Origin of the sequence: Rheinheimera sp., from assembly GCF_036568245.1 — a bacterium.
GTDB lineage: Bacteria > Pseudomonadota > Gammaproteobacteria > Enterobacterales > Alteromonadaceae > Alishewanella.
Genome location: NZ_DATCSY010000012.1, coordinates 1 through 14,384 on the forward strand (window position 1 = coordinate 1; position 14,384 = coordinate 14,384).

A 14,384-nucleotide genomic window follows, 5' to 3' on the forward strand; every position below is an offset into this window, starting at 1 on the left:
TCCAATTTTTCTTCAGTAATCCACATAATTTTATGTTCTGCTATTTTATAGGCTTTCAATGGAAAAGCGCTGCTGGTAAAGGCATATTCGTACTAAGCCGGTATCGTGCCATCTGCTTTCAGTCTTGCTCTTGCGGCCTGCAAAATATTCTCAGTTTTCACCCAGTTGCCTTGCTGCTCGGTTAAGGTAATCATTTTTCGGACAACAGTCATAGCTAACTCCCTCACCAATAATCATACTATGGGTGCAGTATGGTGCATGGTATGACGATTGCTCAGTTCTTCTCCAACTGATAACGGATATGTGCGGTAAAAGGCTGCTCCGGGCTGGTTAACCGCAGTGGAAACTGACTGTGGTTTGGCGCGTCGGGGTAAAACTGTGGTTCCAGGCAAATACCCTGGCGCGGGGAAAAAGGCGCGGCCAGATAATCGCCGGTATATACCTGCAGGCCAGGGTAGTCTGAGCGCACCAGCAACCTGAGCTGCTGGTCCGGGCTGGTCAGGATCGCGGCGTTCTGCTGCATATCAGCTTTCACTGCCAGATTGTGATCAAGCTGTAGCGTGCCGAGGGTTTTGCAGTGGCGAAAATCCAGTGTTGTTTCGTCTACCGGCAGCAGCTGGCCGGTAGGGATTTTATCGCTGTCGGTTGGGGTGTATTGCTCAGCGTTAAGCCATAGCTGATGCTGGTTTATCGGCTCTGCTTTGCCAGATAAATTAAAATACGGGTGCAGGGTTGGCCCTGCCAGTGTGAGTTGTGTTGCACTGGCGCTGAGCGTGACATCCAGTGAGCTGTCAGTATTAAGCTGATAAAGCACGCTGAATGCTGTCGGGCCGGGGTAGCCACTGTGGCCATCTGGTAAAATACAGCGCAACTGCACGCTGGATGATGTTTGCTGCTGCAGTTGCCACTGCTGACGGTGCAGGCCGTTGGCTCCGCCATGTAAATGATGCTTACCTTCATTTAACTGCAACTGATAATGTTGCCCAGCTAACTGCAAATTGCCATTACCGATGCGGTTCGCATAGGGGCCGACTACAGCGCCCAGATAGCTGTTGTCCTGCTGATACTGCTGCGGGTTGGCGTAGCCGAGGATCAGTTCGCGCCGCTCTGGGCCTACGGCTACCGACCAGCTTTGCATAGTGGCACCATGTTCCAGTATCGTCAGGCGATCGCCTTTATGATTAGTTAACGAAAATTGGCGCATAGGGTTACCTGCAGTGGCAAATAACCCAGCCTAACCTTGTCAGTGCGGCGGCTGTATTGCGTTAGCTGCCGCCGCTATTACGGAATTTAATGCCACAGTGGAAGCGGCATTACCCTGGCATATCTTCCAGTTCTTTGCCTTTGGTTTCATGCACCATGCGGGCGACAAACCACACTGACAAAACTGCGCCCAGCGTATAGAGGCCATAGGCACCGGCCAGGCCAATACCACTGAGTAACAGCGGAAAGGTCATTGTGATCAAAAAATTACTGCCCCATTGTGCCAGGCCGCTTACCGCCAGGCCTGAACCGCGAATTTGGTTCGGGAACATTTCACCCAGCATGACCCACATCACTGGGCCCCACGACATATTAAAAAAGAACACATAAGCATTGGCACTGATAAGCGCCACTATGCCCCAGTCACCCAGCAGCAGGCGGCCGCTGGCATCCTGTTCGGCATTGGCAAACGCCAGTACCATCAGGGCTAAGGTCAGGCTCATACCAACCGAGCCCCATTTCAGCAGTGGTTTACGGCCAATTTTATCAATCACCAATAGCGTAATGACACAGGCCGCTATGCTAAGCGCACCGCTTATCACATTAATCAGCAAGGCATCCGATTCGGAAAAGCCCACCGCCTGCCACAGCACAGCACCGTAGTAAAATACCACGTTAATGCCCACCAACTGCTGAAAGGTGGCCAGGCCAATACCGACCCAAACAATGCGGCGCAGTTTGCCGCTTGGCTTATCGATAAGATCACTCAGCTGTGGCTGATGATTACTGCTCAGCGACTGCTCGATATCAACCTGCTTGCGCGCGGCTGCCGCATCGCCATACAGCTTACGCAGCACCTGAGCCGCCAGCGCGGTTTTACCTTTTAGCACCAGAAAGCGCGGGCTCTCCGGAATAAACAGCAGCATCAGCAAAAACAGCACGGCTGGCAGCAGCTCCATCCAGAACATCCAGCGCCAGGCACTGTAATCCAGCCACAGCACAGAGGTAGAAGCGCCGGCAAACTTGGCCAGCAGGTAGTTGCTGATAAAGGCCATAAACAGGCCGAAAATGATGGCAATCTGCTGTACTGTGGTTAACATGCCGCGATAGCGCGCCGGCGCTACTTCAGAAATATAAGCTGGCGCCATCACAGATGCCGCGCCAACGGCCAGGCCACCTAAAATGCGGTACAGCACAAACTCCAGTGAGCTTTCAGCAATACCCGAACCCCAGGCGCTGATCACAAAGCAAACGGCTGCGATTTGTAACAGCGTACGCCGGCCCAGAATATCGGCTAAACGGCCGGCGAAAAATGCCCCTACCGCGCAGCCGAGTAACATGCTGGCAACATTAAAGCCGGTACCTGCGCTTTCAGAATTAAACGCCAGCTGTAAGCCATCAACGGTGCCGTTGATAACACCGCTGTCATAACCGAATAAAAAACCGCCCAGCGTGGCAACAACGGTAATAAATAAAATAAAACCGCGGTTATCGGCCTCTGCTGCGGCGGTTGCCGGGGTGGTCAGTGTCGCTGAATCTGGCTGCAAAATGGTAACTCCTGTTGTTGTAGTTATCTCTAAGCAGCATAAAGTTTAATCGCCCGCTGTACAGTCTGCTTGTTAAAAAACATAAATCTTTCAGTACATTTCATTAATCCCCTTAGCCAATGGCCGTTGTATGGTAAGGTCATTCAGCCATTTTAGCCGTGACGATCAGCATGACAGCAGCACTTAGCGTTAGCGCCTTACTCAAGCCCGGCATGTTGGCCGGTATACTGTTATTTGTGCTTTGCGCCGGTGCAGCTGAAACGGCAGAACAGGCACAGCAGGGCAGTGCCGTAAGCGGGCAATACCCTGATTTGTTTGCGGCTCAGGGCCATAGTAAACAAGCGGTGAACGCCAAAATTCAGCAGGCTTTTAACCAGCTGTTTTATGGCGATGCGGCAACTGAGGCGGTGTATTTCCCGGCGGGTCACAACGCTGATGGCGACAAAGCCTATATCCTTGATATCAACAACAACGATGTACGCTCAGAGGGCATGTCGTACGGCATGATGATCGCCGTGCAACTGAATAAACAAGCCGAATTCAATGCACTGTGGAACTGGGCAAAAAGCCATATGTATCATGCCGATGCCACTCACCCGGCCTTTGGCTACTTTGCCTGGTCGGTGCGCAGTGATGGCGTAGCACTGGATGAAATGCCGGCACCGGACGGCGAAATTTACTTTGCGACCGCCTTGTATTTTGCGGCTGTGCGTTGGGGCGAAGGCAAGGGCATTTATCAGTACAAGGCGCAGGCAGATACGCTGCTGACACATATGCGCCACCGCCAGCCGATAACCGGTAATACGCAGCGTGGCCGCCAAACCGGCATTAACATGTTCCACCCGCAATATGCGATGGTGCGCTTTACGCCGGATTTACCCAACGCCGACCATACCGATGCCTCTTATCATTTACCGGCGTTTTACGAGGTTTGGGCCAGAGTAGGGCCAGAAGCTGACCGCAGTTTCTGGCACAAGACGGCACAGGTTAGCCGCGACTATTTCAGCAAAGCTGCCCATCCGCAAACCGCCCTGACGCCGGATTACGGTAATTTTGATGGCAGCCCCTGGGCCGCGCCCTGGCGGCCGGAAGCGGCTGACTTTCGCTTTGACGCCTGGCGCAGTGCAATGAACTGGTCGTTTGACTGGAGCTGGTGGCGTAAAGACCAACGTGCAGTAGCGCGCAGCGATCGCTTGCAGGCGTTTTTTGCTGCTGAGGGGCTAAATAGTTATGGCGGTCAGTACAGTCTGGATGGTAAAAAACTCGATACGGATCAAACGGCTGGGCCAACAGCGGGTCTGGTTGCGATGAACGCGGTGGCCAGCCTGGCAGCAAGCGATGCTCGTGCTGCTGACTTTGTCCGCGCCTTGTGGCAGCAGCCTGTACCCAGCGGCCAATACCGTTACTACGATGGCATGCTGTACCTGATGGGGTTGCTGCATGTCAGCGGTCAGTTTCAGGCATGGCTACCGGCAGCGGCTATTAAAACAGAATAAAAACAATGACAAACAACAGGCAAACACAGATGCAGACAGTAACGCATAAACTCGGTGTGATGGAGAAAATTGGCTACAGCCTTGGAGACTTGGCTGCCAACCTGATTTTTCAGACGCTGATGACTTTTCTGGCATTCTTTTATACCGATGTATACCAGATCCCACCGGCCGCTGCGGCCAGTATTATTTTTGCCGGCGGTATTATCGGTGCTTGCTTTAACCCGGTGATGGGCCTGATTGCTGACCGCACCCAAACCCGCTGGGGCAAATTCCGGCCATGGATCTTATGGACTGCCGTTCCCTTTGGCATCATAGCGTTACTGGCATTTAGCACACCGGATTTCAGCCCAGAGGGCAAAATAATCTATGCCTTTACCACTTATGTGTTGCTGGTGCTGGTGTACTCAGCCAATAACCTGCCGTACTCGGCGTTAAGCGGGGTATTAACCGGCAACATGGCCGAGCGCAACAGCCTGTCGGCGTACCGTTTTGTCGCGGTGATGGTCGCGCAGTTTATTATTCAGGCCTTGCTGCTGCCGCTGGTGCTGATCTTTGGCGAGGGCGACAAAGCCGCCGGTTTTGAAAGTGTTATGTTGCTGTTTGCCGGCACCGGCATAGTGTTTTTTCTGATCACCTTTTTCACCACCCGTGAGCGTGTGTTTGCACCGCAGGCCGAAAAATCCAGTATCCGCCAGGACTTGACTGATCTGGCCGGCAACAAGCCCTGGGCCATTATGTTGCTGCTGACCGTGCTGGTGTTTATTACGCTGGCGCTAAAAGGCGGCATGTATATTTTTTACTTCGAACATTACTTAAGTGCGCCGGATATCGCGCAGTTTTTGCAGGATATTGGCTTTAATGGCTTTATTAACGGCTTAAATGCACTGCTGAACAGTATTGGCTTAAACAGCTTTTTATGGCCTGAAGATGCGGCAACGTCCGGTTTCAGCCTGTTTAATGCCGGCGGCATTATCTGCATGATTATTGGCATTGGCTTTTCCAAGCCGCTGGCTGACCGCTTTGGCAAACGCGATGTGTTTGCTGCAGCGCTGTTTATCTCGACGCTGTTTATTCTGCTGTTTTATTGGCTGCCTGCCGATGCTATTGGCCTGGTGTTTTTAGCGCAGATACTGCACGGCTTATTTTACGGCATTACCATTCCACTGCTGTGGGCGATGATTGCTGATGTTGCCGATTACTCTGAATGGAAACACCACCGCCGCGCTACCGCCATTATTTTTTCGGCGATGATTTTTGGCCTGAAACTGGGCCTGAGCATAGGTGGCGCACTGGTGGCCGGCATACTGGCGCATTACGGTTACGAGGCTCAGCTGCCGGTACAGGCGGCTGAAACAGTACAGGGCATTAAGCTGTCGGTCAGTGTTTATGCGGCACTGCCGTTCCTGCTTGGCGTAGCCTGCATGCTGGTATACGAAATTAATAAACGTAAAGAATCTGAAATTGAGCGGGAATTACAGCAACGCCGTGCCGTTTCCGCCGCAGTACAGGGAGACTAACACCATGGCCGACACTCTTCTGACAGACAGCGAATGTGAAGCCCTGCGGCAAAGAGCGTTGTCGCAGCCTCTGGTTACGCATATATATACTGCTGACCCTTCTGCCCATGTATTTGATGGCCGCATCTATATTTATCCGTCGCATGATATCGAGGCGGGTGTGGCCTTTAATGATAATGGCGACCACTTTGCGATGCAGGACTACCACGTACTGTCGCTGGACCACCCGCAGGCACAGGCCGTTGACCACGGTGTGGCGCTGCATATTGATGATGTGCCCTGGGCCGAGCGCCAGATGTGGGCGCCGGATGCCGCCTGCAAAGATGGCCGCTATTATTTTTATTTTCCGGCGAAAAACGCTGCCGGCCGCTTTCAGATAGGTGTCGCGACCAGTGACAGCCCTACCGGCCCCTTTAAACCCCAACCAACACCGATACAGGGCAGTTACTCGATAGATCCTGCAGTTTTCGCCGACGATGACGGCAGTTTTTATCTGTACTTTGGCGGCATCTGGGGTGGGCAATTACAGCAGTACCGTAATAATCAGTACAGCGCACAATACGCTGAGCCTGACGCCTCTGAGCCGGCACTGGGGCCAAAAGTGGCCCGCCTGCGCGATGATATGCTGGAATTTGCCGAGGCGCCGCGCGAGATTATTATCCTGGATGAGCATGGCAAACCCTTGCTGGCCGGCGATAACGAGCGGCGTTTCTTTGAGGCGTCCTGGCTGCATAAATACCAGGGTAAGTACTATTTTTCCTACTCTACCGGCGATACGCATTTTATCTGCTACGCCACCGGCGACAGCCCGTACGGCCCCTTTACCTATCAGGGCCGTATTCTGCAACCGGTCGTTGGCTGGACCAGCCATCATTCGATCTGTGAACTAAACGGCGACTGGTATTTGTTCTATCACGATTCAGTGCTGTCAAAAGGGGTCACCCATCTGCGTTCGGTGAAGATGGCACCGTTGCAACACGATGCGCAGGGCCGGATCCGCACTTTACTGCCATATCATGATTAAGCAGGAGCCTTGCTATGCATAAATCCCTTTTGCTGGCGGCTATGCTGTCTGTCAGCGGTGCGCTGACGGCTGCTGAGACAACACCATTACCGTACCAGAACGCCACATTGTCAGTTGATCAGCGGGTGGATGACCTACTGGCCCGCATGACACTGGCAGAAAAAGTTGCCCAGCTGCAAACGGTATGGCAGCAAAGACGCACGCTGGAAGATAAACAGCTGCGGTTTGTTGCAGACGCAGCCGCTAAGCTGATACCGCACGGTATTGGCCATATTGGCCGGCCCAGCGAGTTCAAAACACCTCAACAGAGCGCTGAATTTAATAATGCTTTGCAGCGCTGGCTAAAACAACACACAAGGCTGGGCATACCGGCGCTGATGCATGAAGAAGCCTTGCATGGTTACGCGGCGTTTGATGCCAGCAGCCTGCCGCAGGCGATTGCGCTGGCCAGCAGCTGGTCACCAGAGATTATGCATGATGTGTATGCGCTGGCGGCAAAAGAAATGCGCGCTACCGGTGCGCACTGGGCGCTGACGCCAATACTGGATATCGCCCGCGACCCGCGCTGGGGCCGGATTGAAGAAACCATGGGTGAAGATCCTTATCTGATGTCGGCGCTTGGCGTAGCAGCAGTGCAAGGCTTTCAGGGCGATGCCGGTAAAGATGGCGCTTTTGCTGAAGATAAAGTGGTGGCGACATTAAAGCATCTTACCGGCCACGGCCAGCCGCAAGCCGGGGTGAACATTGCACCGGCGCAAATCGGCCCGCGTGAGCTGCATGAAGTGTTTTTACCGCCGTTTGAGGCCGCGGTAAAACTGGCGCATGCCGGCAGTATTATGGCGTCTTATAACGAAATTGATGGCATTCCATCGCATGTTAATCAGCCGCTGCTGCAGGGCGTAGTGCGCGGGCAGTGGGGTTTTAACGGTGTGATTGTCAGTGATTACTTCGCCATTGAAGAGCTGAACAGCCGCCATCAGTTATACAGCAGTGATGCGCAGGCGGCAAAAGCCGCGCTGCTGGCCGGGGTAGATATGGAAACCCCCGATCCGGACGCGTTTTTGCACCTGCAGGCGTTGGTTGAAGGCGGTGAGTTAGCCGAAACTGCTATCGATCAGGCGGTGCAGCGCGTGCTGCGGCTGAAGTTCCGCCTTGGTTTATTTGAAAACCCTTATGTCGATGCCGCTTTGGCTGATGCGGCGGTGGGTGCTGATACCAGCCGCCGTTTTGCCCGCGACGTAGCAGAAAAATCGCTGGTACTGCTGAAAAATGACGGCACTTTGCCGTTAGATGCCGGCAAGATTAAAAAACTGGCGGTAATCGGGCCGCATGCGGATGAAACCTTACTCGGCGGTTACAGCAGTATCCCGCGCCAGACGGTCAGTATTTATCAGGGGCTGAAACAAAAACTGCAGGGTAAAGCCGAGGTAGTGTTTGCCCGCGGCACACTGCTGACCAAGCCGCTGCCCGCAGCACCGGCTCAGGCGGCGGAGCAAATATTCACTACAGCGGATATCCGCGAGCGCAGCAAGCAGGCCGGTACCTTTTCCATGCAGCGCTGGAACCATGATGATATTGCACTGGCTGACGAGCAGGACCGCCGGGGTTTACTCGATGAAGCCGTGACAGTGGCAAAAAGCGCTGATGCGGTGGTGCTGGTACTGGGCGAAAACGAAGGCTTATCGCGTGAGGCCTGGGCCGATAAACACCTGGGCGATCGCACCAGTCTGCAGCTGGTGGGTAATCAGCTGCAGTTGGCCAACGCGCTGCTGGCAACCGGTAAGCCTGTAGTACTGGTGCTGCAAAATGGCCGGCCCCTGGCGCTGGGCGAGCTGGCGCAAACCATGCCGGCCATTATTGAAAGCTGGTATCTGGGCCAGGAAACCGGCAGTGCGGTGGCGAATGTGCTGTTTGGTGATGTTAACCCATCGGGTAAATTGCCGCTGACATTCCCGCGCAGTGCCGGCCATATTCCAAGTTATTACAACCATAAAGCATCGGCAAAGCGCGGATATCTGTTTGACGATATCAGCCCGCTGTATCCGTTTGGCCATGGCCTTAGTTATACCAGCTTCAGCTACAGTGATCTGAAGATTGATGCCAGCCAGGCACAGGCCAATGGTGAAGTCCGTATCAGCCTGACGGTGCGCAACAGCGGCCAGCGCGACGGTACCGAAGTGGTGCAGCTGTATATCAATGATCCGGTCGCCAGTGTTACCCGGCCGGTACAGCAGTTGAAGGGCTTTACCCGGGTTTCGCTCAAACGTGGCGAACAGGCCACAGTCCGTTTTACCTTGCCGGTTAACTTACTGGCATTTTTTGATCAGGCTATGCGCTGGGTAGTGGAACCGGGTGAAATCAGCGTGCAGCTTGGCAGTTCGTCAGCAGATATCCGCTTACAGGGCAGTTTCAGTATCGGCGGGGCGCTGACCGAGGTCAGTGACAACAAAGCCTACTTAAGTCAGGTTAGCGTCACCGCGCGCTGAGCGCAGTTACAAGGTTCACAGGAGGCATAAGGATGTCTGATAACACTAAATACCGCACGCCGTTACGCAGCGGCCTGCTGCTTGGCAGCGTTTTACTGGTCGCCTGCAGCCAGTCACTGCAGCAGGGCAGTAGCGACGCACCGCTGCAGCCGCGCATTGATCCAGAGAACTGGCCAATGCAGGCATCACCGATTGCACGTACCGACGCGATAGAAACTAAAGTCAGCAGTTTGCTGCGCCAGATGAGCGTTGAGCAGAAAGTCGGCCAGATTATTCAGGCCGATATCGCTTCGGTCACGCCACAACAGGTACGGCAATATTATCTGGGGTCAGTGCTAAACGGCGGTAACTCGGCGCCGGGGCGCGATAACCGAGTGGGTGCTGCGGCCTGGCTTGAACTGGCCGATGCCTTCTGGCAAGCCAGCACCGACACCAGCGATGGCCGGCCTTACATTCCGGTGTTCTGGGGCACTGATGCCGTGCATGGCCACAGCAACGTAAAAGGTGCAACGATATTTCCGCACAATATTGGCCTTGGCGCTATGCACGAACCGCAGTTACTGCAGGCCATCGGCCGGGCAACTGCGGTTGAAATGCAGGTAACCGGGCTGGACTGGACTTTTGCACCGACTATAGCGGTAGCGCGTGATGACCGCTGGGGCCGTACTTATGAGTCGTACAGCGAAGATCCGGCGCTGGTTGCCAGTTATGCGCCTTATATTCTGCAGGGCATTCAGGGCAAAGTTGGCGCAGAAGATTTTTTACGCGGTGAACATATGCTGGCGACGGTGAAGCACTTTTTGGGTGATGGCGGCACAGTGGCCGGTAAAGATCAGGGCGATAATATCAGCACTGAAGCCCAGCTGCGCGATATTCATGCCTTGCCGTATTACAGCGCAATTAAAGCCGGTGCCCGGGTGGTCATGGCGTCGTATAACAGCTGGCACGGCAGTAAGATGCATGGTTTTGCGCCTATGCTGACTGATGTGCTGGTAAAGCGCATGGGCTTTGACGGCTTTGTGGTAGGAGACTGGAACGGCCATGGTCAGGTTGCCGGTTGCACGCCGACTGACTGCGCCAATGCGCTGCTGGCCGGGCTGGATATGTATATGGCACCGGACAGCTGGCAAACGCTGTATAACACCACACTGGCGCAGGTAAACACCGGGCAGATCCCGATGGCACGGCTGGACGAAGCAGTAGCCCGGGTGCTGCGCATCAAAGCCGAAATGGGGCTGTTTGAGCAGGTCAGGCCATCACAGCGGCCGTTGGCTGGGCGTTATGAGCTGCTGGGGAACGCCAGCCACCGCGCACTGGCGCGTGAAGCAGCACGAAAATCGTTAGTGTTGCTGAAAAATAATCAGCAACTGTTACCGCTGCGTGCCGGCAGCAGAGTGCTGGTAGCCGGCGACGGTGCCGATAACATTGGTAAGCAAAGTGGCGGCTGGACGCTAAGCTGGCAGGGCTCTGGCAACAGTAATCATGACTTCCCCAATGGCGAATCTATTTATGCCGGTATTCAGCATGCCGTGCAGGCCGGTGGTGGCAGCACGGAGCTGAGTGAGAATGGCCGTTTCAGCGTTAAACCCGATGTGGCCATAGTGGTGTTTGGTGAAGAACCGTATGCTGAGTTTATCGGCGATCGCAGCCATCTGGCGTTTGACGATAACCGGGCGCTGCAAATCCTTAAACAGCTAAAAGCGCAGGGTATTCCAACCGTTAGTGTGTTTTTATCCGGCCGGCCATTGTGGGTCAACCCGGAGCTGAACCAATCTGATGCCTTTGTCGCGGCCTTTTTACCCGGCACTGAGGGTGGGGCAGTAGCCGATGTGTTGTTTCGGGCCGCAGACGGCAGCGTACGCCACGATTTTCAGGGCCGGTTGTCGTTTTCCTGGCCGGACAACGCCAAAGGCGAGCCGCTTAATGTCGGTGACGCTAACTACAACCCGCTATTTGCCTACGGCTACGGCCTGAGTTACCGCGACAATACAGTGCTGACGCCTTTGCATGAAAATGCCGGCATCAGCGCCGCAGCAATGTTAAATACCAGCCGTTATTTGTATGCCGGTAAAGCGGTAACACCGTGGCAGTTACAGCTGTCAGATGCAGGTACTATCACCGTGGTGGCGGATGCGCAACAGCGCTCTGCAGCAGGTGCGGTGACGGCCATAGCAACTGACCGGCTGCAACAGGAAGATTCGGTCACACTGCGGTTTGACAAAGCTGCCACAGTGCGGTTGGGCCATGCTGATGGCATAGCGCTGGACTTAGCCCGCCAGTCAAACGGTGATATGGCGCTGGAGCTGGAGTACCAGGTGGTGTCGGTTGCTGCTGGCACTAAGGTTGAGCTGGGTATGCAGTGCGGCGATAACTGCGCCAGTATGCTGGATATCAGCAGCAACCTGCAGGCAATGCAGGGTAAAGGCTGGCACAGTACGAAAATAGCGCTGCGCTGCTTTAGCCTGGCCAACGGCAACTTTGATATCAGCCGGGTAACACAGCCTATGGTGCTGCGCAGCGATGCCGGCCTGGTACTGCAACTGGCCAATGTGCGGCTGGCACAAAATGAAGGTAATGCCACCTGCGGGAATTAACGGCGGTGTCTGGTAGGAATGGCGCTGCTGGTTGAGGAGAACAGGTTTACCCTAAGCCAACCGTTGAAGCCCTGGACGGGCGGACAAATTCGCCGGGAACGAATTTAAACAGCTCTGCTGGCCCGTAGGGTGAACTTCATGGATGAAGTTCATAAACGAGCCCCCAGGGATGGGTTTACGGCGTGTTGGTGTGGGTAAACCTGTTCGTGTTTTGACGCCCGATTATAGTATTGGCTTCAGCGTAAATACCTCTACCAGTTAAACAACGTGCCATCTTCCAACCGGTTTACTGGCAGATAAGCCCGCTTATACGGGTATTTGGCTGCCAGTTTCTCGTCAATATCGACACCATGGCCCGGGTTTTCACCGCAGTGTAAAAAGCCCTGCGCAAAATGGTAGTCGTGTGGAAATACTGCATCGGTTTCATCGGTGTGGCGCATATATTCCTGAATACCAAAGTTAGGCACCCAGGTATCAAAATGTAGCGCCGCGCCCATGGTAACCGGCGATAAATCGGTGGCGCCATGAAAGCCGGTTTTAACATGGTACATCTCAGCCAGTGCAGCAATGCGGCGCAGGTGCGTAATGCCACCGGCATGCACCAGCGTAGTGCGGATATAATCAATCAGTTGCTCGCTGATAAGCTGCTGACAATCATGAATTGACGAGAACACCTCACCCACCGCCAGAGGCGTGGTGGTGTGCTGGCGAATCAGCCGGAACCCCTCCTGTAGCTCCGCCGGTACCGTATCTTCCAGCCAGAACAGCTTATAAGGCTCCAGCTCTTTGCCAAGCCGCGCTGCTTCTATCGGCGTTAAACGGTGATGCACATCATGCAGCAGGTGCAGCTCATCACCAAATTGCTGGCGCAGCTCGGCAAACAACTTCGGCGTATGGTTAAGGTACTTGCTGGTTGACCACAGGTTTTCTGTTGGCAGGCTGGCATCGGCTGGCTCGTAAAACAAGGTATCTTTGGACACGCCATAGGTAGAGGCTAAACCCGGTACGCCAGACTGGGCGCGAATCGCCTGATAGCCCAGCTCGCGGTATTTGGCCACCGCCTCTACCGTCTGGTCGATGTCGTTACCGTTGGCATGGCCATACACCAGTACTTTATCGCGGCTGCGCCCACCCAGTAACTGATACAGCGGCATGCCGGCGGCTTTGGCTTTAATGTCCCACAGCGCCATGTCTACTGCGGCCAGCGCCGTCATATTCACCGGGCCGCGGCGCCAGTACACCCCACGGTAAAAATATTGCCAGATATCTTCAATCTGACGGGCATCCCGGCCAATCAGGCAGGGCAGCATGTGGTCGTTCAGCATGCTCACCACCGCCAGCTCACGGCCATTTAGTGTGGCATCGCCAATGCCGTATAAGCCCTGATCGGTTTCGATCTTCAGTGTGACAAAATTACGTCCCGGACTGCAGACAATAACGCGTGCTGCGATGATTTTCATAACCATTACCCTGTTGCCGAAAAGCTCAGGCTAACATGGTGTTATGGCCGGGCAATTGAGAAAGCCATTGGCGGTTTTACGTTTTTTTATTCGCTGTTAGCCATTCTTAGCCAAGGGCTTGGCGCACCAGTACAGCATGATAGGCTGATGCCATAGTATTGCCGGAGATAGCTGATGACGAAAACACTATTACTGCTCGCCTTAAGCTGCAGCTTCTGTACGCAGGCGGCGATTACACTGCCCAAATTGATCAGTGACAACATGGTACTGCAGCGTGGCAGCGCCATTACGCTGTGGGGTTACGCAGATGATAGCGAAACAGTGACAGTACAGTTAAACGGCACAGTGCTGGGCCAGGCGCGCGCTGAAAATGGCCGCTGGCAGTTTACGCTGCCATCACAAGCGCCGGGTTGTGGCCATCAACTGCGCTTCACTGGCAGCAATCAAATCACCTTGAGCGGCATTTGTTTTGGCGATGTCTGGCTGGCATCGGGCCAGTCGAACATGGAGCTGCCAATGGCAAGGGTAGCCGAAGCTTATGCTGCTGATTTAGCCAGTGCGAATTACCCGCAGATCCGCCAGTTTACTGTGCCGCAGCAATACAACTTTGACGCGCCGCAGCACGATCTGAGCAGTGGGCAGTGGCAGCCCGCTACCACCGAGCATATCGCCGGATTTTCGGCACTGGCATTTTATTTTGCCCGCGAACTGTATCAGCACAACGGCGTGCCGGTGGGTATTTTAAATAACGCGCTTGGCGGCTCGCCGGTAGAAGCCTGGCTAAGTGAAGAAGCGCTGCAGGCGTTCCCCGATGCACTGGCGCAAGGGCTGAAATTTCGCGATAAAGCGCTGATAGCGCAGGTTGAAGCGGCCGATAAAGCCAAGAACGCGCAGTGGTATGGCGCTTTGGCCAAAACCGATGCCGGCTTAAGCGGCGCTACCCCCTGGTATGCACCCGAGCTGGACGACAGCAACTGGCAAAGTTTCAGCGTACCGGGCTTTCGCGCAGAGCCCTTTACCGGGGTGTGGTGGCTGCGTAAAACTGTGCAGCTTACGG

8 protein-coding genes and 1 pseudogene are annotated in these 14,384 nt (G+C 54.5%); 6 read left to right on the forward strand and 3 right to left on the reverse strand.

The features are described from left to right. Positions 1 to 274 precede the first annotated feature (274 nt). Positions 275 to 1,210 (reverse strand): annotated as a pseudogene (locus tag VIN66_RS00450) (aldose epimerase family protein); the annotation flags it as partial. A gap of 103 nt (positions 1,211 to 1,313) precedes the next feature. Further along, positions 1,314 to 2,750 (reverse strand): sugar porter family MFS transporter, encoded by a 1,437-nt coding sequence (locus VIN66_RS00455; protein ID WP_331922156.1) that lies wholly within the window; start codon positions 2,748 to 2,750, stop codon positions 1,314 to 1,316. A 170-nt stretch (positions 2,751 to 2,920) separates the two neighbouring features. Here VIN66_RS00455 and VIN66_RS00460 point away from each other — a divergent pair, with 170 nt between their 5' ends. Genes VIN66_RS00460 through VIN66_RS00480 form a run of 5 tightly spaced genes read left to right on the forward strand, consistent with a single transcriptional unit; the run spans position 2,921 to position 11,867 of the window. Then, positions 2,921 to 4,246: a glycosyl hydrolase family 8 gene (locus tag VIN66_RS00460; RefSeq protein ID WP_331922157.1), complete on the forward strand. Its 1,326-nt coding sequence runs from the start codon at positions 2,921 to 2,923 to the stop codon at positions 4,244 to 4,246. 29 nt (positions 4,247 to 4,275) lie between these two features. Further along, positions 4,276 to 5,763 carry an MFS transporter gene (locus tag VIN66_RS00465; RefSeq protein ID WP_331922158.1) on the forward strand — a complete coding sequence of 496 codons (1,488 nt, stop codon included), beginning with the start codon at positions 4,276 to 4,278 and terminating at the stop codon, positions 5,761 to 5,763. Positions 5,764 to 5,767: 4 nt separating this feature from the next. Continuing rightward, positions 5,768 to 6,787, forward strand: a complete 1,020-nt coding sequence (locus tag VIN66_RS00470) for a glycoside hydrolase family 43 protein (RefSeq protein WP_331922159.1) — start codon at positions 5,768 to 5,770, stop codon at positions 6,785 to 6,787. Positions 6,788 to 6,801: 14 nt separating this feature from the next. Next, the gene (locus VIN66_RS00475; RefSeq protein ID WP_331922160.1) at positions 6,802 to 9,273 is read left to right on the forward strand and encodes a glycoside hydrolase family 3 N-terminal domain-containing protein; all 2,472 of its coding nucleotides are present in this window, start codon (positions 6,802 to 6,804) and stop codon (positions 9,271 to 9,273) included. A gap of 32 nt (positions 9,274 to 9,305) precedes the next feature. Next, positions 9,306 to 11,867 carry an exo 1,3/1,4-beta-D-glucan glucohydrolase gene (locus tag VIN66_RS00480; RefSeq protein WP_331922161.1) on the forward strand — a complete coding sequence of 854 codons (2,562 nt, stop codon included), beginning with the start codon at positions 9,306 to 9,308 and terminating at the stop codon, positions 11,865 to 11,867. 251 nt (positions 11,868 to 12,118) lie between these two features. On the opposite strand, the gene manD is transcribed toward VIN66_RS00480, so the two are convergent. Further along, on the reverse strand, positions 12,119 to 13,327 hold the full coding sequence (gene manD / locus VIN66_RS00485) for a D-mannonate dehydratase ManD (protein ID WP_331922162.1): 1,209 nt from the start codon (positions 13,325 to 13,327) through the stop codon (positions 12,119 to 12,121). A 174-nt stretch (positions 13,328 to 13,501) separates the two neighbouring features. Between manD and VIN66_RS00490 the strand changes: the two genes are divergently transcribed. Further along, positions 13,502 to 14,384 (forward strand): sialate O-acetylesterase (locus tag VIN66_RS00490; RefSeq protein ID WP_331922163.1); only part of this gene is annotated, 883 nt, incomplete at its 3' end.